This window comes from Streptomyces sp. NPDC050164 (assembly GCF_044459945.1).
Lineage (GTDB): Bacteria > Actinomycetota > Actinomycetes > Streptomycetales > Streptomycetaceae > Streptomyces > Streptomyces coeruleorubidus_A.
Genome location: NZ_JBITJK010000003.1, coordinates 176936 through 197342 on the forward strand (window position 1 = coordinate 176936; position 20407 = coordinate 197342).

At 71.7% G+C, this 20407-nt stretch carries 20 protein-coding genes; 9 read left to right on the top strand and 11 right to left on the bottom strand.

Going from position 1 to position 20407, the window contains the following annotated elements; genetic code table 11:
- Positions 1 to 31: 31 nt before the first annotated feature.
- Positions 32 to 2428: a SpoIIE family protein phosphatase gene (locus ACIBNA_RS06190; protein WP_399164079.1), complete on the top strand. Its 2397-nt coding sequence runs from the start codon at positions 32 to 34 to the stop codon at positions 2426 to 2428.
- A 45-nt stretch (positions 2429 to 2473) separates the two neighbouring features.
- On the opposite strand, the gene ACIBNA_RS06195 is transcribed toward ACIBNA_RS06190, so the two are convergent.
- Positions 2474 to 2962, bottom strand: coding sequence for a flavin reductase family protein (locus ACIBNA_RS06195; RefSeq protein ID WP_399164080.1), 489 nt, complete (start codon positions 2960 to 2962; stop codon positions 2474 to 2476).
- Positions 2963 to 3668: 706 nt separating this feature from the next.
- The gene (locus ACIBNA_RS06200; protein WP_399164081.1) at positions 3669 to 4394 is read right to left on the bottom strand and encodes a peptidoglycan-binding protein; all 726 of its coding nucleotides are present in this window, start codon (positions 4392 to 4394) and stop codon (positions 3669 to 3671) included.
- Between the two features lie 158 nt (positions 4395 to 4552).
- On the opposite strand from ACIBNA_RS06200, the gene ACIBNA_RS06205 reads away from it, so the two are divergent.
- Positions 4553 to 5263, top strand: coding sequence for a TetR family transcriptional regulator (locus ACIBNA_RS06205; RefSeq protein WP_399164082.1), 711 nt, complete (start codon positions 4553 to 4555; stop codon positions 5261 to 5263).
- 152 nt (positions 5264 to 5415) lie between these two features.
- Complete coding sequence (locus tag ACIBNA_RS06210; RefSeq protein ID WP_399164337.1) at positions 5416 to 5829, top strand: Zn-ribbon domain-containing OB-fold protein; 414 nt, start codon at positions 5416 to 5418, stop codon at positions 5827 to 5829.
- A 12-nt stretch (positions 5830 to 5841) separates the two neighbouring features.
- On the opposite strand, the gene ACIBNA_RS06215 is transcribed toward ACIBNA_RS06210, so the two are convergent.
- The 3 genes from ACIBNA_RS06215 to ACIBNA_RS06225 form a co-directional block, all read right to left on the bottom strand.
- Positions 5842 to 7185, bottom strand: coding sequence for a Gfo/Idh/MocA family protein (locus tag ACIBNA_RS06215; RefSeq protein ID WP_399164083.1), 1344 nt, complete (start codon positions 7183 to 7185; stop codon positions 5842 to 5844).
- Positions 7186 to 7253: 68 nt separating this feature from the next.
- Positions 7254 to 7640 (bottom strand): PPOX class F420-dependent oxidoreductase, encoded by a 387-nt coding sequence (locus ACIBNA_RS06220; RefSeq protein ID WP_399164084.1) that lies wholly within the window; start codon positions 7638 to 7640, stop codon positions 7254 to 7256.
- A gap of 45 nt (positions 7641 to 7685) precedes the next feature.
- Entirely contained in the window at positions 7686 to 8864 is a 1179-nt protein-coding gene (locus ACIBNA_RS06225) for a MalY/PatB family protein (RefSeq protein ID WP_399164085.1), read from the bottom strand.
- Between the two features lie 24 nt (positions 8865 to 8888).
- Here ACIBNA_RS06225 and ACIBNA_RS06230 point away from each other — a divergent pair, with 24 nt between their 5' ends.
- Positions 8889 to 9917, top strand: coding sequence for a hypothetical protein (locus ACIBNA_RS06230; protein WP_399164086.1), 1029 nt, complete (start codon positions 8889 to 8891; stop codon positions 9915 to 9917).
- A 116-nt stretch (positions 9918 to 10033) separates the two neighbouring features.
- The gene (locus ACIBNA_RS06235) at positions 10034 to 11383 is read left to right on the top strand and encodes a S1 family peptidase (protein ID WP_399164087.1); all 1350 of its coding nucleotides are present in this window, start codon (positions 10034 to 10036) and stop codon (positions 11381 to 11383) included.
- Between the two features lie 37 nt (positions 11384 to 11420).
- On the opposite strand, the gene ACIBNA_RS06240 is transcribed toward ACIBNA_RS06235, so the two are convergent.
- The 3 genes from ACIBNA_RS06240 to ACIBNA_RS06250 form a co-directional block, all read right to left on the bottom strand.
- A complete protein-coding gene (locus tag ACIBNA_RS06240; RefSeq protein ID WP_399164088.1) occupies positions 11421 to 12257 on the bottom strand; it encodes an EamA family transporter in 837 nt (278 codons plus the stop codon).
- A gap of 56 nt (positions 12258 to 12313) precedes the next feature.
- Complete coding sequence (locus tag ACIBNA_RS06245) at positions 12314 to 12499, bottom strand: hypothetical protein (protein WP_274821641.1); 186 nt, start codon at positions 12497 to 12499, stop codon at positions 12314 to 12316.
- A gap of 100 nt (positions 12500 to 12599) precedes the next feature.
- The gene (locus tag ACIBNA_RS06250; RefSeq protein WP_399164089.1) at positions 12600 to 13760 is read right to left on the bottom strand and encodes an ROK family protein; all 1161 of its coding nucleotides are present in this window, start codon (positions 13758 to 13760) and stop codon (positions 12600 to 12602) included.
- A 169-nt stretch (positions 13761 to 13929) separates the two neighbouring features.
- Between ACIBNA_RS06250 and ACIBNA_RS06255 the strand changes: the two genes are divergently transcribed.
- The 4 genes from ACIBNA_RS06255 to ACIBNA_RS06270 are packed head-to-tail and all read left to right on the top strand — an operon-like array spanning position 13930 to position 18428.
- Positions 13930 to 14895: a carbohydrate ABC transporter permease gene (locus ACIBNA_RS06255; RefSeq protein WP_399164090.1), complete on the top strand. Its 966-nt coding sequence runs from the start codon at positions 13930 to 13932 to the stop codon at positions 14893 to 14895.
- 17 nt (positions 14896 to 14912) lie between these two features.
- A complete protein-coding gene (locus ACIBNA_RS06260; RefSeq protein ID WP_399164091.1) occupies positions 14913 to 15839 on the top strand; it encodes a carbohydrate ABC transporter permease in 927 nt (308 codons plus the stop codon).
- Positions 15840 to 15861: 22 nt separating this feature from the next.
- Positions 15862 to 17199, top strand: coding sequence for an ABC transporter substrate-binding protein (locus ACIBNA_RS06265; protein WP_399164092.1), 1338 nt, complete (start codon positions 15862 to 15864; stop codon positions 17197 to 17199).
- A 29-nt stretch (positions 17200 to 17228) separates the two neighbouring features.
- Entirely contained in the window at positions 17229 to 18428 is a 1200-nt protein-coding gene (locus ACIBNA_RS06270) for a Gfo/Idh/MocA family protein (RefSeq protein ID WP_399164093.1), read from the top strand.
- Between the two features lie 27 nt (positions 18429 to 18455).
- On the opposite strand, the gene ACIBNA_RS06275 is transcribed toward ACIBNA_RS06270, so the two are convergent.
- The 3 genes from ACIBNA_RS06275 to ACIBNA_RS06285 form a co-directional block, all read right to left on the bottom strand.
- Positions 18456 to 19151 carry a L,D-transpeptidase family protein gene (locus ACIBNA_RS06275; RefSeq protein WP_274821635.1) on the bottom strand — a complete coding sequence of 232 codons (696 nt, stop codon included), beginning with the start codon at positions 19149 to 19151 and terminating at the stop codon, positions 18456 to 18458.
- 90 nt (positions 19152 to 19241) lie between these two features.
- A complete protein-coding gene (locus ACIBNA_RS06280; RefSeq protein WP_399164094.1) occupies positions 19242 to 19394 on the bottom strand; it encodes a hypothetical protein in 153 nt (50 codons plus the stop codon).
- A 26-nt stretch (positions 19395 to 19420) separates the two neighbouring features.
- The gene (locus tag ACIBNA_RS06285) at positions 19421 to 20335 is read right to left on the bottom strand and encodes an SDR family oxidoreductase (protein WP_399164095.1); all 915 of its coding nucleotides are present in this window, start codon (positions 20333 to 20335) and stop codon (positions 19421 to 19423) included.
- Positions 20336 to 20407 lie beyond the last annotated feature (72 nt).

A 20407-nucleotide genomic window follows, 5' to 3' on the forward strand; every position in this document is an offset into this window, starting at 1 on the left:
GGAATCAGCCCGGGTGTGCGATGCTCAACGCGTGACGAGCGAGCCCGTGACACCGGCGGAGCCCGGTGCCGCACCGGACCTGGTCGAACTGGCCAAGATCGTCGCCCGGCAGCGTGCCGAGCTGGACCGGCTGCGCGACCAGGCGGCCACGTCGGCTGTCGTGGAGCGGGCCAAGGGCGCGGTGATGGCACTGACCGGGTGTTCCGCGGACGCTGCGGACGAGCGGTTGCTCCAGCGGGCCAAGGCGGCCCGTCACACCCTGCTGGAGGAGTGCTGGATCACGCTGGGATCCCTGGCGCCCACGGCACCCGGCCCGGGCGAGGCGACCGAGCCCATCGGCACCGCCACCCCCGGCTTCGGCTCCGACGTCCTGCCGGAGACAGCCGCGCCGGACGATGTCGCCACCGCCTTGGCCCGCCTCGGGCAGGCCTTCGTCCGGGTGATGACACCGCACGACCTCGCCCGGTGTCTGCTGGAGCATCTCGCGCCCGACATGGCCGCTGACGCGATCACGATCTACGCCCACAGGCCCGACGGCGGCCTCGAACTGATCGGGCACGCCGGCATCGACGACCAGCTGGCCGCCCAGTGGAGCCAGGTGCCGCCGCTGAGAGGGCTCGCGGCGCTGGACGCGCTGCGGACGGGCGAACCGCGCTGGCTGGAGGGCCTCGCCTCGGACGAGCGGCGGGACCTGCTGATCGGGGACCCGCCCGAGCGGTGGCGGTCGCGCGCCTGGCTGCCCGTGCCCGCCGCGGGCTCGGCCGAGGTCTGCATCGGCGTGCTGCGCGGCCGCGCCGGGTCGTTCACGCCCCGCGACCGCGCTCATCTGCGGGGCGTCACGGGGCTGTGCGCCGGGCGGCTGCGCGCCTTCGACGCACCGCCCGAGCGGCCCGACGACGCCGCCGCGGACGCCGTGCAGGCGCTGTTCGACGCGCTGCCGATCGCGGCGATGCTGCTCAGTCCGCTGAAGGCGGCGTCGGGAGAGACCGAGGACTTCCGGGTGGAGGCCGCGACCGCGCGGGCGGGTGACCTGCTGGGCCGCCCCGGTGAGGAACTGGCCGGGCGGCGGCTGCTGGAGTTCCGGCCGGCCCTGGCGGAGGAGCCGCTGTGGCAGGGCTGCCTGCACACGCTGACCACCGGGAAGCCGTACGAGAGTCAACCGTTCGCGCACGAGGAGGTCGTGGCGGGCATCGCGGCGCTGTCCACGTACTCGGCGCGGGTGGCGCAGCTGGACGGCACGCTGGTCGTCACCTGGATCCGGCACGGCTCCTCCGACCGGCAGGAGCAGCGGCTGGCGGATCTCCAGCGGCTGGGCAATCTCGGCTGGGCGAACTGGAACCTGGCCACGCAGGAGGCCTCCTGCTCGACCCAGGTGTTCGCCATCTTCAGCCGGGACCCCGCGCAGGGCCCGGTGCGGCTCACCGAGATGCCGGAACTCGCGCTGCCCGAGGACGCGCCCGCGCTGACCCGTGCCGTCCGCGCGCTCGTCCAGGAGGGGAGGGCGTTCGACCTGCCGTTCCGGGTGAGGACGAGCGGCGGCATCCGGCATCTGCGTCTCGTGGCGGAGGCCGTGGCCGACACGCACGGCACGCCCGTCGAGGTGCACGGTGTCGTCCAGGACATGACGGCCCGGCGGCGGGCGGAGCTGGCCCTGGTCGAGAGCGAGCAGGCGATCCTCACGCAGCACGACGTGCTCCAGGCCGAGCGGACCCTGGCGTCCCGGCTCCAGCACGCGCTGCTGCCGCTGGCCAACCGGCCCGTGCACCTGGCGGGACTGCGCGTCGAGGTCGCCTATCTGCCCGCCCAGTCGGGGGTGCATGTCGGCGGTGACTGGTTCAGCGCCGTGGAACTGCCCGAGGGGGACGCGCTGCTGGTGGTCGGCGACGTCGCCGGGCACGGTGTCGACGCCGTCGCCACGATGGCCCAGCTCCGCTTCACCGCGAAGGGCATGGTCATCACGGGCTCGTCGCTGACCGGCGCGCTGGCCCGGCTGAACACGCTGCTGCTGCACTCCCGTGATTCCCACGCGACGGCCACGATGGTGCTGGCCCGCTACGACCCCCGGCAGCGCCGTCTGGTCTGGGCCCAGGCGGGGCATCCCCCGCCCCTGCTGCTGCGGGACGGCGAGGTGCGGTATCTGAGCCGCCCCAGAGGCATGCTGCTCGGCGCGACCACGACGACGGTCTTCGAGGAGGCGGAGTGCCGTCTCGAACCGGGCGACCGGCTCATCCTGTTCACCGACGGTCTGGTCGAACACCCTCCGCAGAGCATCGACCGGGGCCTGGAACGTCTCGCCGAGGCCGTGGCGACTCCGCACGCCGACGGGCCGGGGTCACTGGGGCGGCTGCTCGCGCAGATGCTGCCGGACGAGCGGCGGGACGACGTGTGCGTCGTGGACGTCCGGGTTCCGAGGGTCCGAGAGGCGTAGGGGACGGCCCGTTCGCCGTTTCGGTCCGGGCGAGGGCCGGCTCGCTCAGTCGATCGGGTGACCGGGGTCGATGGTGTGGGCGCCGGAGAGGCGCAGCAGTGGTCCGTCGTACGCCTCGTCTCCGCCCCACTCGACCGGATCGAGGACGAAGCCGATGTGGTCGCCGCCGCCCGCGCGCGTGACGATCCGGCCGACGAACCAGGCCGGCGCGTCCTCCAGCACGACGGCCCCGCCGTACGACTCTCGCAGTCGAAGGCCCTCGAACTTGTCCGTCCGGTCGCCGGTCCGACCGCCGAACAGCTCGGCGAGGCCGTGCTGTTCACGGGCGAGCAGGTGCACGGCGAGCACGTCGGCGTCCCGGGCCACCCGGAAGGTGTGGTTCAGCTCGGACAGCCACACCACGAACCGCACGGGCCGAATCGAGCACTGCGAGGCGAATCCGACCAGGCATCCCGCCCGTTCACCGCCCGCGACGGCCGTGACCACGCACATGTCGGGATCCAGCCGCCCGATGAACGCGTCCATGCCCGCCATGCTCACACCACTCCCGCACCCTCGCAGCCGCTGTCGCCTCGGCATCACCTCACCATGTCGGGTGTGTGGGTGCCATACCGAGGGGGGTACCCCCGGGGTCGTTGTCGGCTGTGGGGCGACGCCGTCGGGTCGGCGGGTGACGATCTGGGGCGGTGCCGTCCGACTCCAGGCCAGGGGGCGATCGGGGGATCCGGCGGCCGGGCCGTGCGGCGCCCGGGTCAGTCGGGCGGCGGCGTCAGGCCGGTGGGTGCCTATCGGCGGGTGGTGTCGCCCGGCGGACGGTGCCGCCCGGCTCCCGGCCAACCCCACGACCGGGCGGTCCGACGAACGTGCCAGCCGACGACAGGGCCAACCGACGACCAGGCCGACGCCAGTGCCGTGCCGACGTGCGTGCCGTTCGACGCCCGTACTCTGCAGCACCCGGGCCAGCCGGACGGCGCCGTCAGGCCGGCGGGGCCTACCGGCGGGCAGTGCCGCCGGCTCCGGGCCAGCCCACGACCGGGCGGTGCCGCCCGTGCCGTGCGGCGCCAGTGGCAGCCGACGACCGGGCCGGCGCCAGTGCGGGCCAGCGTGCGTGCCGAGCAGCACCCGGGCCGGCCGACGACCAAGTCGGCGCCAGTGGCGGCCGACGTGCGTGGCGTCCGGCGCCCCGGTCGGCCGCGGGATTGTCCCCCTCGCGGGCGGTGCCGCCGGCGGGCGGGGCGGGTCAGTCGGTGCCCGGTGTCGTGCGGGATTCCAGGGCGAGGCGGGTGTCGTTGCCGTAGACGCCGGTTTCGTCGCCGCGGATGCCGTACCAGAGCTGGAAGCGGGCGACCGCCGCGGTCAGTGTGGGGTCGTAGCGGCCGCTGGTGGAGCCGTCCCGGTAGACGTCCGGGATGCGCAGGAGGCGTTCCTGGAGTTCGGTCACCTCGGGGCCGGTGGCTCCCTCGCGGAGGGTGCCGGGGCCGTCGGGGTCGGCGGCGGGCGGCGTGGGTGTGGGAGCAGGGGCGGCGGCCGACGTCGTGGGGCGGGGCGCGGGGGCCGCCTCGTCGGCGGTGTTCCCGCCGGGGAGCACGAGGGTGGCACCGCCGAAGCCGAGCACCGCGGCCGCGACGACGGCCACCGCGACGGCGGTGCGGCGCAGTGCTGATCCGGGCCCGGCACGGCCGTCGCCGTTCTCGCGGGCGGGGGGCGGGAGTTCCTGCGTCAGGTCCTCGGAGCCGGCCGGCCAGGGCAGTGCGACGGATTCGTAGCCGCGGGGCCCGTAGCCGCCGGGCTCGTTGCCGCCGGGCTCGTTGCCGCCAGGTTCGTTGCCGGCCGGTGCGGAGCCGATCTCCTCTCGGTACTCCCGCATCAGTTCCGCGAGTGCGTCGGTGCGGCGGGGCCGCAGGACGCGGATGGGTTCGAGGGCCGGGCCGTCGTGCGGCTGCCGGGGCTCGGACGGTGTCGACACGCTGCTCTCCTTCCGTCCGGGCTCGGGGGCGCCCGTCTTCGGGGATCGTCCTGCCGCTAGATACGCGGCTACCGCGCGAGGGGTTCAGAGGGAACTCGGTTCCTCCAAGGGGTGCACTGAGTGCCATGCGTACCCTTCCGGGTGCTACGTTCCCGCTCATGAGCTCCGAGAAAGCCGACCCCGGGACCGGAAAGCCGCCCATGCGGGACGCCCTGGTGGCGGCGGCCTTCCAGCTGTTCCTCGAGCGGGGTTACGAGCAGACCACCATCGACGACATCGTGGCGCTGGCCGGGGTCGGACGGCGCTCGTTCTTCCGCTACTTCCCGTCCAAGGAGGACGTGGTCTTCCCGGACCACGAGCGGTGCCTGGCCGATATGACGGCCTTCCTGGCGCAGGGCACCGACGACGAGGAACCCGTGCGGCGGGTCTGCGACGCTGCCCGGCTCGTGCTGCGGATGTACGCCGAGAACCCGACGTTCTCCGTGCAGCGCTACCACCTCACCAAGAAGGTCCCGGGCCTGCGCGCCTACGAGCTGTCGGTGGTGTGGCGCTACGAGCGCGCCCTCGCCGAGTATCTGCGCCGGCGTTTCGCGGCCCGCCGGGACGGCACCCTCCAGGCCGATGTGATCGCGGCGGCGGTGGTCGCGGCGCACAACAACGCGCTGCGCTCCTGGCTGCGTTCGGACGGGCAGGGCGAGGCGAGCGCCACGGTGGACCACGCGCTGGCGTACGTGCAGTCCGCGTTCGGCGGCACGCCGGTGCCTGAGGCCGGGGAGCAGCCCGAGGACGTGGTGATCGTGGTCGCGCGGCGCGGTGCGCCGTTGTGGCGGGTCGTGCAGGAGATCGAGTCGACGCTGGGGCGGGGCTGAGGGTCCACACATCGAGGGAACGGAGTGCCTTTACGAGTGGCACTCAGTGCCATACTCTGTGCTGCGTGCGCGGTGGCACGGCGAACCGGGCACACCTGTGCGCGGGCGACCGTGCACACGGGATTCCGGCCGAGTGCAGGGAGTTGACCAGCGTGTACCACCACTCAGGAAGCGTCGCTCAGCAGGCAGCCGGCTCCCCGACGGGTCTGCTCGACCCGAGGGGCCCGGCCATGGAGGCCATCCTCTTCCAGCGCTGCACCTGGTGCGGCACCGCCATGTACCACCGGGTGCTGTGTCCGGTCTGCCGGGGCAGCGACCTGCGGACGGAGCGCAGCGAGGGCACGGGCACGGTGCGCCACTCGACGGTGGTGCACCGCAACACGCCCGCGGCGCGCAATGTGTCCCTGATCGAGATGTCCGAGGGGTTCGTCGTGCGCGGCCGGGTGATGGGCCCGCCCATCGGCATCCACAGCGGGGACCGGGTGCGGCTGTCGACCGCCAAGGACCCCGTGCGGGGCGAGCCGGTCTTCCAGCTGGTCGACGAGCCGTACCGGGCCTGGACCTGACGGGCGGTCGGTTCACCGGATCCCGGGGAGCAGCTCGCCGGTGCGCACGGGCCGTCCCGTCTCGAAACTCCGGTTGGCCGCGAGACCGACCGCCAGGGCCAGTGCCCCGTCGCGTTCGGTGGCCGTCGGGTGGGCGGCCGCCGCGGTGTCCGCAGGGCGGGTGGGGTCGGCGGGGCCGAACAGCGCGTCGAGCATGCGCGGGTCGCCGCCTCCGTGGGCCTCGTGGGCGACCGCGAGCGGCACGTCGACCGGGGGCCGCCACAGCGGGCGCAGGGTGAGTCGGGCGCCGCCCGCGTGCTCCGCCGCCGTGTCCCCGTGCAGGGCTCCCGCGGCCGAGGTGACCCGGGTCAGGGGCGGCTGCCAGCGGCTCTCCTCGACCTCCAGTTCCAGCCGGCCCGCGCTGCCGTTGAACATCACCCGGTAGCCCTCCCACGGGGAGTAGGCGGTCAGGTGGTACGTCATCGTCGCGCCGCGCGCGTAGCGCACGAGAAGGGACATGTCGTCCTCGATGGTGATCGGCCCGTCGAAGACGTTCCGGTCGCGCAGGTAGCCGTCGTCGCGTTCGGCGTCCAGGTAGAGGGCGCGCAGGGTGTCGTTGGCGGCGACGTCCAGGGCGAAGGGGTCGTCGGCGGCCCGGTCGGCGCCGTGGGCGCGGTCGTAGTCCCGGCGCAGTCCGTGGCGCTCCCCCGCCTCGCGGCCGTAGAAGCCGAGCCGTCCGTAGCCGAAGGCCTCCCGGGGCTCGTCGGCGAGCCACCAGTTCACCAGGTCGAAGTGGTGCGACGACTTGTGCACCATCAGGCCGCCGCTGTTGTGCTTCTCGCGGTGCCAGCGGCGGAAGTAGTCGGCGCCGTGGCGTACGTCGAGCAGCCACTCGAAGTGGACCGACAGCACCTCGCCGATCGCGCCCTCGGCGAGCAGGGCGCGGACCTTCTCGTGCACGGGGTTGAAGCGGTAGTTGAAGGCGACGGTCAGGGAGTTGCCGGTCTCGCGGACGGTGTCGAGGATGCGGGCGCAGCGCTCGGCGTCGACGGTCATCGGTTTCTCGGTGACGACCCGGCAGCCCGCCTTCAGGGCCGGGACGATGTAGCGGTCGTGCTCGGCGTCGACGGTGGTGACGACGACCTCGTCGATGTCGTCCTTGGCGAGCAGGTCGGTGAAGCGGTCGGGCTCCCACGGGGTGGCGGCCGGCGCGCCGGTCTCGGCCAGCAGCCGGTTGTGGAAGGCCATCCGGGTCGGGCTGGGGTCGCACAGCGCGGCCACGAGGTGGCCGGGGCGTTCGGCGAGGCCCCGGGTGAACAGCTGGGCCCGGTGGCCCGTGCCGACGATGGCTGCGCGCAGGACGGGAGTTCGGCTCATGTCAGGTGGTCTGTCCCGGGGACGGGCCGTCCACTCCCCCGGCGCGAAAGCGCTTGCTGACGGCCAGGTCAGCGCGTGAGGGTGACGCGGATGCCCACGGTGCCGTCCAGGCCCCGGCGCAGCCGGCTGCCGAGCAGGGTGAGCCGGCCGGCGATGCCGTATTTGCGGGCGATCAGCTGCCGGTAGCGGGCGGTCGTGGCCGGGTCGCAGATCTCCGCCGTCGCGGGCACCTGCTCGCCGGTGGGGTTGCCGCGCAGGTCGCAGGGGCCGGCCAGGACGTCGGCGCGGTTGCGGATCCGCTTGACCTTCCAGGAGTCGGCCGGCGTCCAGGCGCCGAGCGCGTTGCCGTCGCGCACCACCCAGACGGGGGTGGCGACCGGCGTGCCGTTCCTGCGGTAGCTGGTGATCAGCAGGTACTTGCCCGCGCCCAGTTCGTCCAGCTCACTGCCGTCCATGGCGGGCAGTGTACGAGCACGGCCTGCGCGGCGTGCCCCCGGGTTTCAGCGCAGGGCGGCGGCCATTCTCCGCACCGCCTCCTCGATCACCTCGGGCGAGGTCGCCAGGTTGAAGCGGACGTGTCCGGCGCCGCCGGTGCCGAAGGGCAGGCCGGAGTTGAGGGCCACGCGGCCGCGGTGCAGGAAGGTGTCCGCCGGGTCGTCGCCGAGGCCGAGCGCGCGGCAGTCGAGCCAGGCGAGGTAGGTGGCGTCGCCCGGGCGGTAGCGGATCTCGGGCAGGTGCTCGGCCAGCAGGTCCGCGAGCAGCCGCCGGTTCGCGTCGAGGCCGGAGAGCAGGGCGTCCAGCCAGGCCACACCGTCGCGCAGGGCGGCGGTGTGGGCGATGATGCCGACGTGGCTCGGGCCGTGCCCGACCTCCTCGGGCATCCGGGCCAGGTCGGCTCCGGCCACGGGCCCGGCGATCGCGAGGGCGGCCTTGAGCCCGGCCAGGTTCCACGCCTTCGAGGCCGACATCAGCGACAGTCCGCGCTCGGCGCCCGGCACGCTCAGGTACGGCACGAAGTCCGTGCCGCCGACCACGAGCGGCGCGTGGATCTCGTCGGCGACGACACGGACGCCGTACCGCTCGGCGAGCGCGGCGACCGCGGACAGCTCCTCGCCCGTGTGCACGGTGCCGGTCGGGTTGTGGGGGCTGCACAGCAGATAGGCGGCCCGTCCTCCGCCCGCCGTCGCCTGCCGGAAAGTCTCCTCCAGGACACCGAGGCCGATGCGCCCGTCCGCCCCGAGCGGGGCCTCCACCACGCGCCGGTCCATGTGCTCGACGAACTGGTAGAACGGCGGGTACACCGGCGGGTTCACGACCACCGCGTCCCCGTATCCGGTGACCAGCTTGAGCATCTCGACGACGCCCAGCATGACGTCGGGCACGATCGCGGTGCGCTCCACGGCGAGCCCGCCCCAGTTCCACCGCTTCTCGGCGAAGGCGGCCAGCGCCTCCGCATAGGCCGTGCCGGCGGGGTAGCCGGTGTCGCCGAGGCCGAGCGCGCCGGTGACGGCGCGCACGACGGGCTCGGCGAGCGGCACGTCCATCTCGGCCACCCACAGGGGCAGCACGTCCTCGGGGTAGGTGCGCCACTTCATGCTCGTACGGCGGCGGAGACGGTCGAGAGTGAGGGCCTGCAGAGGATTCGGTTCACCGGAGGTCTCGTGCGGGATCCTGGTCATGGGCACACGATAGGGGGCTGTGCAGTGAGCGGGAATCGTGAGGACGGGGAGCGGGCAGGGACCGACGGCCCGTTCCTGGAGATCGCCTGCGACGAGTCCGGGTCGGACGGCGAGAACCTCACCGGCGGGAACACGGACGTGTTCGCGCACGCCAGTATGTCGCTGTCCGTGGCGACGGCTGCGGCGGCCGTACGGGAGATCCGGGACCGGATCCGCTCACCGGCCGAGGAGTACAAGGCGAACCACCTACTGCGGGAGAAGCACCGGGCCGTGCTGGAGTGGCTGCTCGCGCCGGACGGGCCGATCCACGGGCGGGCGCGGGTGCATCTCATGGAGAAGTCCTTCTTCGTGGTGGACCGGGCCGTCGGCCTGCTGCTGGGCGACCCGGGCCAGGCCGTGGCCCTGTTCCGCGAGGGCCGGCGGGCCTTCGGGGAGGACGGCTGGCGGGCGTTCCTGGAAGCGGCCAACCAACTCCTGCGGGTCCGCAACAACAGGGAGCCGGGCGCCCCCGTGGACGTCTTCTACGGCACGGTCGACGCCCTGCGGCACGCCCATCCTGATACCGACGCGACGGCGATCCTTGAGCGACTGGCCGCGACCCGCCCCCGCGCGGTGTCCTATCGGGCGGCGTTTTTGGACGGACCGCCCCTGATCCCGGTACTCAACCCGCTGCTTCCGGCGATCGTCCGGACGGCCGCGCTGTGGAGCGGTGACGGACTGCCGGTCCGTCTGGTGCACGACCGGCAGAACATGCTGACGCCGGACCGCATCGCCTGGATCGAGGAGGCGGCCCGGCGGGCGGGGGTCGGCCTGGCCGGGGTGCGGCTGGTCGTCGCGCGTGAGGACGCGCGGGTGCAGGTGGCGGACTTCCTCGCCGGGATCGCCCGCAAGATCGCCTCCGACGAGCTGAACGGACGCGGGGACCCGGCGCTCACCGCCCTGCTGCGGCCCTACGTCGATCCGGCCTCGGTGTGGGGCGACGCGCGCAGCCGGGCCCTGCTCGCCGCCCCGGCGGACCTCGGTCCGAGCGCCCCTGTGACCGGCCGGCGGTGAAGAGATCACGCGTGCGCTGAACACGGCGCGGCTGCGCCCCGTATGGGAGGAGGGCGCTCAACTCAAGGAGTGCCCTGCGGTGTTCACACTGTGATGTTCGGGTTCGGGAGCCATGCATGAGGCACGCACGACGACGGGTCGTCCGGCGAGTGACACGGCTGGCGGCCGTCGGCGGACTCCTCCTCGGAGGAGCGATGGTCACACGCGCCGTGGCGAGCGAGCCGCCCGCCCCGTCGATCGGAGTCCCGTACGCCGCGCAGCCGGCCACGAGCATGGGCACCGACCTCGTGTCCCGGCTCGGCACCTCCCGTACGGCGGGCAGCTGGGTCGACTCCGCCGGCCGGCCGGTCGTCGCGGTCACGAACGAGCAGGCCGCCGACGAGGTAGAGCGCGCCGGTGCGCAGGCGAAGATGGTGCGCCACAGCATGAGCGACCTCAAGTCCGCCACGGCGACGCTGCGTTCGGCACCCCGGGTGCCCGGCACCGCCTGGGCCCTGGACTACAAGAGCAACGAGGTGGTGGTACGGGGCGACAGCACCGTCTCCGCCTCCGACTGGTCCCGGCTGACCGAGGTCGCGGAGGACATCGGCGGCTTTGTGCGCATGGAGCGCACCGAGGGCACGTTCACGACGCGGGTCAACGGCGCGCAGCCGATCCTGTCGACCGCCGGGCGCTGTTCGGCGGGCTTCAACGTGACCGACGGGAAGACCGACTTCATCCTCACGGCCGGGCACTGCGGTCCCGACGGTTCCGTCTGGTTCGCCGACGACCGGGGCCGGGAACAGGTCGGCACGTCGCTCAGGGGGAGCTTCCCCGGCGACGACTACTCCCTGGTGAAGTACGACAGCGGTCGCGCGGGCGAGAGTGCGGACGTCGTGGCGGTCGGGGACGGCAAGGGCGTGCGGATCACGGGCGTGGCCGATCCGGAGGTCGGGCAGAAGATCTTCCGCAGCGGCAGCACGAGCGGGCTGCGCGAGGGGGAGGTGACCGCGCTGAACGCGACGGTCAACTACCCCGAGGGCACGGTCACCGGCCTCATCGAGACGAACGTGTGCGCCGAACCGGGTGACAGCGGCGGCCCGATGTTCGCCGACGGCATCGCGCTCGGTGTGACGTCGGGCGGCAGCGGGGACTGCGCGGCGGGCGGTACGACGTTCTTCCAGCCGGTGACGAAGGCGCTGACCGAGCTGGGGGTCAAGCTGATCGTGGCCAAGCAGGCCGGTGGCGGCACCGGCGCCGCCCCCGCGCCGTCGGCCTCGCAGGGCGCCGCCTCGCCGGGCTCGTCGGCGCCGGTCACGGGCGAGGACGTGTCGGGCCTGCTGACCCGCCTCACCGACCCGCGCAACGTGGGCCCCGGCCTGCTGGTCATCGCGGGCAGCATCGTCGCCCTGGTGGCGACCCGCTGGATCCGCGCGGAGCAGGACCGCAAGGCGTATCGGCAGTACTACTCGGCTACTTGGGGGTGATGCGGGTGGGTGAGGCCGGCGTCGGCGGGGGTCCCGCTCACCCCAGCGTGAGCAGTACCGTCGCCGCCCCGGCCCCCAGCAGCCCCAGTGCCTGGCGTCGGCTGATCCGCTCGTGCAGGAGGGCGAGGCCGAGGACGACGGGCAGGGCCGGGTAGAGGGAGGCGAGGACGACGGCGACGGCCAGCAACTGGCGCTGTGCGGCGAGCAGATACAGCACGAGGCCGAGGGCCGCACCGGCCCCGATGAGGAGGGCCTGGACGCAGCGGCCCGGCGGCAGCTTCAGCCGGCGGGCGTGGCGGGCGGCGTCCGGCAGGAGGACGAGGACCGCGGCGACACGGCCCGCGGCGACGGGCCACAGCCCGCTCGCGGGGCCGGCCTGGCCGAGGGCGAGGTACTGCACGGCCACGCCCGCGCTGGCGAGCAGTCCGTCCGCCGTCCCCTTGCCCGCGTCGCCCCCGCCCCCGCCTCCGCCTCCGGAGACGAACCACAGGGCGGGGACGGTCACGGCGATGCCCAGCCAGGCCAGGGTTCCCGGGCGGTCGCCGAGGACGAGCACCCCGCACAGCACCGACAGCGCGACGCCGGTGACGGCGCTCACGGGCACCACGACGCTCATCGCGCCGCGGCTCAGCCCGCGGTTGAGGAACCGCATGGCGACGCCGCTGCCGACGCCGGACAGCGCGCCCCACAGCAGGTCGGCGGTGTGGACGGCGTCGGCGGGCAGGAGGATCGCGGCGGCGCAGGCGAGCAGCAGCCCGCCGAGCTGGCCGAGGAAGGTGACGGCGGCGTGGTGGATGTGCCGGGACAGCAGGCCGCCGGCGAAGTCGACGATGCCGTAGACGACGGCCGAGGAAAGTGCGAGAAGGGCACCCATTGGATCAGGGGTGCCCCGGGACGAGGGTCCGATGCGTCAGCGGACCTGGCTGACGCTCAGGCCGCGGGCGCGGACTGCGGGACCGCGGCGGCCCACTCCAGGACGAGCCGCTGGTATTCCTCGCGCTGCTCGACGCTCAGTGTCCCGCCCGACCGGCGCCACAGGGCCCGGATCTCCTCGTTGACCTCGTCAGCCGTTCGCTGGGAAGAGGATTCAACAGTGGTGGACATGCTGTGAAGCATACGTCGCCGCAAGTGAAGACGATGTGAGTAATTGTGAGTTAAGCGGTCATTCCGGACAGTGTTGCTGATCACGTCCATCTCCCAGTAAACGTGAGCCTGTTCACGCTTCGGTCGATCCCAGCACCAGCACCTTGATGGCCAGGACGGCCGCGCCGCGCGCCCAGTCGTGAAAGTCGGACACTTTGGTCTCCAGCTCGACCGGGGCGGCCAGGGGGTGCCGGTTGTCGCGGACGGCATCCTCGACCGTCTTGCCCGCCACGTCCATCAACCCGACCCCCTCCCCCGCGAGCAGGATCTTCTGCGGCATCACGAAGTTGGAGATCTGCGCGACGAGTGTGCCCAGGGCGCGTGCGGCCTCGTCGACGACCCGGGCGGGCATCGGGTCCCCGGCGGCGGCCGCCGCGAGGATCTCCTCGTACGTCCGGTCGCGGCCGGTGGCGGCCTGGACCTGGTAGCGGATGTTGGGGATGGTCAGCAGCGAGACGGCGCTGCCGCGCCGGCCGTCCGGGGTGAGCGGGCCGGTGGGGTCCACGATCCAGTGGCGGCCGAAGCCGCGATCCTCCTCGGCACAGGGCACCCGCTTGCCGCCCAGGACGAGCCCGTAGCCGATGCCGGCACCGATGGTGAGGACGACGAAGCGGTCCAGGCCGCGTCCGGCGCCGAACCAGGTCTCGGCCTCGACCAGGGCGGCGACGTCGTTCTCGACGACCACGGGCAGCCCGGTGCGCTCCTCGACGAGTTCGGCCAGCGGCACGTCCCGCCACAGCAGGAAGGGGGACTCGCCGACGACGGCGCGGTCCTGGACGAAACCGCCGACCCCGATGCCGATCCCGGCGAGCCGAGGGTGGTCGCGGGTCAGCTCGGCGGTCATCTCCCCGAGCACATCGGCGACTTCGGCGGGGTCGTGGGTGGTGAGCGGACGATCGTGGCGGGCGACGATGTCGCTTCTGAGCGTGGTGACGACGCCGTAGACCATGTCCTCGGTGATCTTGAAGCCGAGAAAGGACCAGGAGTCGGCGACGACGTCCAGCGGTGTCGAGGGGCGGCCCTGACGGGCCTCCGCCGGCGCTCCCGCCTCGGCCACCTCGACCAGCAGGCCCGACTCGATCAGCGGCTTGGTCAGCCGGGTGAGACTGCCGGCCGACAGTGCCAGCCTGCGGGCGAGCTCGGTGCGCGACAACGGGCCGTGCACGAGCACCTCGATCGCCACCGAGCGCTCCCCCGGGCTCAGCGGCGGCCAGCTGGCGACGCCTGCGGTCATGTCGGTCCGACTCCCCTCGCCTTTTTTTCGCGCTGAAACCAACATGACCACTCTAAGGCGATGGTGGTTCCTGCGAAAAGATGTTTGCACCCCTCTTGACGCCGCAATTGTTTCGCACCAAAAGTAAGTCCCGCCAGAGGACGAGCCGCCGCAGCGAGGGAGTCTCCCGATGACCATCGCCTCCAGCAGCCCTCCGTCGCGCCTGCCCGCGGGCGGTGCGACGGAGGCCCGCAGCAAGCCGAGGAAACGACGGACCGAGGTGGGCGAGAGGCGGGGTGACGGACGGCTGGCCGCGGTCTTCATCGCGCCGGCGCTGCTCGGCTTCCTCGTCTTCCTGCTCTGGCCGACGCTGCGGGGCATCTACCTGAGCTTCACCCGCTTCAACCTGCTGACACCGGCGGAGTGGGTGGGCCTGGACAACTACGTCCGCATGGTCAACGACCCCATCTTCTGGGACTCGTTGACGGTCACCGTCGAGTACGTCGTCATCAACATCGGCGTCCAGACGGTCGCGGCCCTCGCCATCGCCGTCCTCCTCCAGCGGCTGACCCAGTCGGCGATGCTGCGCGGCATCGTGCTCACGCCGTACCTGATGTCGAACGTCGTCGCGGGTCTGGTCTGGCTCTGGATCCTCGACACCCAGCTCGGCATCGGCAACGAGATCATCAGCGCCCTCGGCGCCGACCGCATCCCGTTCCTCGCCGACGAGACCTGGGCGATCCCGACGATCGCGCTCATCAACGTGTGGCGGCACGTCGGATACACCGCGCTGCTGCTGTTCGCCGGTCTCCAGGCGATCCCGAACGACATGTACGAGGCGGCCAGGGTGGACGGCGCCAGCGAATGGCGGATGTTCTGGCGGATCACCATGCCGCTGCTGCGGCCGGTGCTCGCGGTCGTGCTGATCATGACGGTGATCGGGTCGTTCCAGGTGTTCGACACCGTGGCCGTGACCACCGCGGGCGGCCCGGCGAACGCGACCAACGTGCTCCAGTACTACATCTACGGCTCCGCCTTCGGGCGCTTCCAGTTCGGCTACGCCTCGGCCATGTCCGTCGCCCTGCTCATCGTGCTGAGCGCCATCACCATCCTCCAGTACCGGCTCACCCGGGCCGGCCGGACCGACCTCGGCTGACGAAGGGAGACACCGGCATGGCTGCCGTGACGACAACGACGTCGACGACCCTGCGACCGGTCCGGCGACGCAGGTTCCCCTTCGGGCGGGCCGCCGCCTGGACCGTGATGGGGCTGATCGTCCTCATCACCCTGCTGCCGTTCTACTGGATCCTGCGCACCGCCCTGTCCACCAACGCGGGACTCAACGCCGACCCGACCAACCCCCTGCCCGTGGACCTCACCACCAGCGGCTTCGAACGCGCCCTGGGCATGCAGTCGGCCGAGGAGGCCGTCGCGCAGGGCGGCGCGGGCGGCGGGCTCGACTTCTGGCGCTATCTGCTCAACTCGGTGCTGGTCTCGACCTTGATCACCGGCTGTCAGCTCTTCTTCTCCGCGATGGCCGCGTACGCCTTCTCGCGGTTGCGCTGGCGCGGCCGGGACGCGGTGTTCGGGCTGTTCCTGGCCGGGATGATGGTGCCGACCATCTTCACGCTGCTGCCGAACTTCGTGCTCATCAAGCAACTGCACCTGGTGGACACGCTCCTCGGCATCGCCCTGCCCACCATGTTCATGGCGCCGTTCGCGGTGTTCTTCCTGCGGCAGTTCTTCATGAACATCCCCCAGGAGGTCGAGGAGGCCGCGCTGCTGGACGGCGCCGGAAAGATCAAGATCTTCTTCCGGGTGGTGCTGCCGATGGCGTCCACGCCGATCCTCACGCTGGGCGTGCTGACGTACATCACCTCCTGGAACGACTACTTCTGGCCGCTGATGGTCTCCTACAGCGACAGCTCGCGCGTGCTGACCGTGGCGCTGGCGATCTTCCGGGCGCAGACCCCGGCGACCGGCGTCGACTGGTCCGGGCTCATGGCGGCGACGCTGATCGCCGCGCTGCCGATGCTGGTGCTGTTCGCCTGCTTCGCGCGCCGCATCGTCAGCTCCATCGGCTTCACCGGGATCAAGTAGAGGGACTGTGATGCTAATTCGTATGCGTACGCTCGTCGCGGCGACCGGCGCGCTGGCGCTGTCCCTGGTCAGCGGATGCGCGCAGCAGGGCGCCGCCGGATCCTCCGCGAACACGGTCACGTACTGGCTGTGGGACGCCAACCAGCTGCCCGCCTACCAGGCCTGCGCGAAGGGGTTCGAGAAGGAGAACCCCGGACTGAAGGTCAGGATCACGCAGTTGGGCTGGAGCGACTACTGGACCAAGCTCACCGCCGGGTTCATCGCGGGCACCCAGCCGGACGTCTTCACCGACCACATCCAGAACTTCGGCCAGTACGCCGACCTGAAGGTCCTCGAACCGCTCGACGACCTCGGCATCAAGGACTCCGACTACCAGCCGGGCCTCGCCGCCAACTGGATCGGGAAGGACGGCCACCGCTACGGCGCCCCCAAGGACTGGGACACCGTCGCGCTGTTCTACAACTCGAAGATGACGAAGGACGCCGGCCTCACCGCCGAGCAGCTGAACGACCTCTCCTGGAACCCGGAGGACGGCGGCACCTTCGAGAAGGCCATCGCCCACCTCACGATCGACCGGAACGGCAAGCGGGGCGACGAACCGGGCTTCGACAAGAACAACGTCAAGGTGTACGGCATGGCCACCAACGGCGGCGGGTTCGGCGACGGCCAGACCCAGTGGAGCAACTTCGCCGCCTCCGCCGGGTGGAGCTACCTGGACAAGCCGCGCTGGGGGACGAAGTACCAGTACGACAGCAAAACCTTCCAGTCGGTCGTCAAGTGGTACTTCGGCCTGGCGAAGAAGGGCTACATGCCGCCGCTGTCCGACTACAACGTCCAGTCCAACCAGGCGAACACCCAGGTCGCGGCGGGCAAGGCCGCCACCGCGTTCGACGGGGCCTGGATGATCTCCACGTACGCGGGCTTCAAGGGCCGGGACATCAAGACCGCCCTGACACCGGTCGGCCCGACCGGCAAGCGCGCCACGATGATGAACGGCCTCGCCGACTCCGTCACCAAGGCCTCCAAGAACAAGGAGGGCGCCAAGAAGTGGGTGGCGTATCTGGCCTCGGACAAGTGCCAGAAGGTAGTCGGTGGTTACGGCGTGGTCTTCCCCGCGACGAAGGCCGGGACCGAGGCCGCCGTCGCCGCGTACCGGAAGAAGGGCATCGACGTCTCGTCGTTCACGAAGCCCGTGGCCGACAAGAAGAACTTCCGGACCTTCTCGTACCCGATCGCCAGCTACTCGGCGGACATGACGGCGCTCATGTCGCCGGCGATGGAGGACATCTACGGCAACGGCAAGCCGGTCAACAGCCTCGACGAGACCAACGAACAGATCAACCTGATCCTCTCGCAGTGATCCCCCGACCAGTGAAGGGCACGCCTTACATGACGTTCTCCATCGGCATCGTCGGCGCCGGACAGTTCTCGGGCCAGTTCGCCACGCTGTTCCAGGCCCACCCCGGCGTCAGCGCCGTCTACGTCACCGACCTGCTGCCCGAGCGGGCCGAGCAACTCGCCTCCGCGCAGGGGCTGACGGGCACCTTCCCGTCGTACCAGGCCATGCTGGAATCGGAGGACGTCGACGCCGTCGCGATCTTCACGCAGCGCTGGACGCACGGGCCGCTGGTGCTCCAGGGCCTGGGCGCCGGCAAGCACGTGTACTCCGCGGTCCCCATGGCGATCAGCACGGAGGAGATCGCGGCGATCATCGACGCGGTCAAGGCCACCGGGCTGACGTACATGATGGGCGAGACCAGCGAGTACAACCCGGCGACGGTCCACGCCCGCAACCAGATCGCCGAGGGCGCCTTCGGGCGGCTGTTCTACGCCGAGGGCGACTACGTCCACGACATGGACCTGGGGTTCTACGAGGCCTACCAGTACAGCGGCGGCGAGAACTGGAAGGCCACCGCCAGCTATCCCCCGCTGCTGTACCCGACGCACGCGGTCGGCGGGGTGCTGGGCGCCTGGCAGACGCACGCTGTCAGCGTGTCGGCGATCGGTGTCGTCGACGACCGGGGCGACGGCGTCTTCGACAAGGAGGTCAGCCAGTTCGGCAACGACTTCTCCAACGCCACCGCGCTGTTCGAGGTGGCGGGCGGCGGCTCGTTCCGTACGAACGAGTTCCGGCGGGTCGGCTACCCCTCGCACATACGGGAGTCGCGTTTCCGCTTCTTCGGCACCGAGGCGAGCATGGAACAGCTCGCCACGGTCGCCCTGTGGCAGGACAAGCAGGGGGTGCAGGACATCAGCGAACTGCTGGAGCCCAAGCCCACCATGGCGCCCGACGACCCGTCGCTCCAGCACATCGCGCCGGAGCTGCGGGCCGCCTTCACCTCCGGGTCGGCTCCCGTGCACGACCGTGCGCGGCTGCCCAGGGAGTTCGACAACCTCCACAACGGCCACGAGGGCAGCCACCACTTCCTGGTGGACGACTTCGTGACCGCCGTCAACACGCGCACCCTGCCGTCGGTGAACGCGTGGGTGGCCGCCCGCTACACCCTGCCGGGCATCATCGCTCACGAGTCCGCGCGGCAGGGCGGGGTACGGCTGGAGATCCCGGACTTCGGGGACGCGCCCCTGTAGGGGCTCCGTGCGAGCCGGGTGCCTGGATCAGGTGCCCGGCTTGCGGCCGTACACGAAGACGTCGTCGTTCTTCTTCAGCAGCGACCAGTACTTCTTGGCGTCGGTCTTGGTCATGTTGACGCAACCGTGCGAGCCCGGCGGGTTCCACATGCTGACGCCGACCGAGTGGAAGGCCTGGCCGCCGTCGAAGAACTGGGCGTAGGGCATCGGCACGTCGTAGATGGACGAGACGTGGTCGATGTTGCGCCAGTAGATCTTCTTCAGGCCGGTGCGGGTCTCGTAGCCGTCGCGGCCCGTGCGGACCGGGACCGGGCCGTAGACGAGCTTCTTGCCGTCCTGGATCCAGCTCAGCTGGAGGCTCAGGTTCACGCAGGCGATCCGGCCCTTGTTCACCGGGCACTTGCCGTCCTTGTTCGGGTTCTTCCCGACGGCCTTCTGCTTCTGCATCAGGTCCATCACTCCCCAGGTGACGGGCCCGGCGTAGCCGGCGTTCGGGGAGATGCCGTGCTTGGTCTGGAAGGCGCGGATCGCCTTGCAGTCGGCGGCGGACTGCTTGCCGTCGACCGGACGGCCCAGGAACTTCTCCACCTGCTTCTGGTACGGGCCGGTCTTCGCGGTGCAGCTCGCGGCCGCGGCCGGCGTGGCGCCGAGCGCGAGCGTGAGCGGTGCCACCAGTCCGGTGATCCCGAGTACGACGGCGCCCCGTCTGCGTACGTCCCCCATGGTTGGTCCTGCCCTTTCGCGGAAGTGGTCACATGGTCTGCGATCCCTGCCAGCTAGACGGGCACACGGGGGGTTCGGTTGTACGGACTTTCAGCCTGCGACGAAACGGTGACATAACTCTCCACTCAGCCGGCCGGGCGGCAGACGCCGGCCGAAGGTGGCCAGCAGGAGGTCCTGCGCCGTGCCGTGCAGGGGTGTGCCGGTGCCGAAGGTCCAGTCGAGGTCGTCGGCCCGCAGCCGCACGCCGTCAGTGCCGCAGTCCGTGGCGCTCAGCGGTAGCCCGTCGTGTCGGCCGGCTTGCCCGCGTCCTGCACCTCGACGAGGTAGCGCCAGGCGTCCGGGCGACTGCCGTCGAGGTCGGTGAAGCCGTACACCTTTGCGAGGCCGCCGCTGGAGAGGGACCGGCCGTTCCATCGCACCACGTCCGGGTCGGCGGCCAGCGCGGCCACGGCCCGGCCCACGTAGCGCGGGGTCTCCGAGATGGCGAAGTGGGGTACGCGCTCCAGGGCGTCGCGCCAGTTGTCCTCGCGGACCCCGTAGGTGTCCAGCATGAGTTCCGAGCGCAGCCAGCCGGGGGTGAGGGCGACGGCGGTGGCGCCGAGCGGGCCGAGTTCGTGGCCGAGGGCGAAGGCCATGCGCAGGACGGAGGCCTTGGCGAGGTCGTAGAAGAAGTTCACGCGGTAGTGGTCGCCGTTGTAGTCGGCGGTGCCGTCGGTGACCTCGACGACCAGGCCGCCGGGGTTGCGCAGCAGCAGGGGCAGGGCGTGGTGGCCGGTGATCGCGTGGGTCTCGACCGCGAGCCGGAGCAGGCGCAGGCCGTTGTCGAGGTCGTGCTCCCACAGCGGGGTGTCCCACTCGAAGAGCTTCTCGCCGCCCCAGATGTCGTTGACGAGGACGTCGAGGCGGCCCTGTTCGTCCGCGATCCGGTCCACCAGGGCGCGGACCTGAGCGGCGTCGAGGTGGTCGGTGGGTACGGCGATGCCCTGCCCGCCGGCCTCGGTGACCAGGTCGGCGGTGTCCTCGATGGTCTCGGGCCGGTCGTACTCCGAGCGGCGGGCGCGTGTGGTGCGTCCGGTGACGTAGACGGTGGCGCCGGCCGCGCCGAGCTCCACCGCGATTCCCCGTCCGGCGCCCCGGGTCGCACCGGCGACCAGTGCGACCTTGCCCTTCAGCGGAGCTGACATGTCCGACCTCCCGTGACCGTGGCTGCTTGTCGCCTCCAGGGTGACGGGGAAGCCGGACATCTTCTGTCGTCT

Coding starts and splice junctions, on each gene's coding strand:
- ACIBNA_RS06225 (WP_399164085.1), bottom strand. CDS start 8,864: ATGACCAGGATCCCGCACGAGACCTCCGGTGAACCGAATCCTCTGCAG.
- ACIBNA_RS06220 (WP_399164084.1), bottom strand. CDS start 7,640: ATGGACGGCAGTGAGCTGGACGAACTGGGCGCGGGCAAGTACCTGCTG.
- ACIBNA_RS06195 (WP_399164080.1), bottom strand. CDS start 2,962: ATGGCGGGCATGGACGCGTTCATCGGGCGGCTGGATCCCGACATGTGC.
- ACIBNA_RS06255 (WP_399164090.1), top strand. CDS start 13,930: ATGACCATCGCCTCCAGCAGCCCTCCGTCGCGCCTGCCCGCGGGCGGT.
- ACIBNA_RS06205 (WP_399164082.1), top strand. CDS start 4,553: ATGAGCTCCGAGAAAGCCGACCCCGGGACCGGAAAGCCGCCCATGCGG.
- ACIBNA_RS06275 (WP_274821635.1), bottom strand. CDS start 19,151: ATGGGGGACGTACGCAGACGGGGCGCCGTCGTACTCGGGATCACCGGA.
- ACIBNA_RS06250 (WP_399164089.1), bottom strand. CDS start 13,760: ATGACCGCAGGCGTCGCCAGCTGGCCGCCGCTGAGCCCGGGGGAGCGC.
- ACIBNA_RS06260 (WP_399164091.1), top strand. CDS start 14,913: ATGGCTGCCGTGACGACAACGACGTCGACGACCCTGCGACCGGTCCGG.
- ACIBNA_RS06215 (WP_399164083.1), bottom strand. CDS start 7,185: ATGAGCCGAACTCCCGTCCTGCGCGCAGCCATCGTCGGCACGGGCCAC.
- ACIBNA_RS06285 (WP_399164095.1), bottom strand. CDS start 20,335: ATGTCAGCTCCGCTGAAGGGCAAGGTCGCACTGGTCGCCGGTGCGACC.
- ACIBNA_RS06270 (WP_399164093.1), top strand. CDS start 17,229: ATGACGTTCTCCATCGGCATCGTCGGCGCCGGACAGTTCTCGGGCCAG.
- ACIBNA_RS06265 (WP_399164092.1), top strand. CDS start 15,862: ATGCGTACGCTCGTCGCGGCGACCGGCGCGCTGGCGCTGTCCCTGGTC.
- ACIBNA_RS06240 (WP_399164088.1), bottom strand. CDS start 12,257: ATGGGTGCCCTTCTCGCACTTTCCTCGGCCGTCGTCTACGGCATCGTC.
- ACIBNA_RS06245 (WP_274821641.1), bottom strand. CDS start 12,499: ATGCTTCACAGCATGTCCACCACTGTTGAATCCTCTTCCCAGCGAACG.
- ACIBNA_RS06235 (WP_399164087.1), top strand. CDS start 10,034: ATGAGGCACGCACGACGACGGGTCGTCCGGCGAGTGACACGGCTGGCG.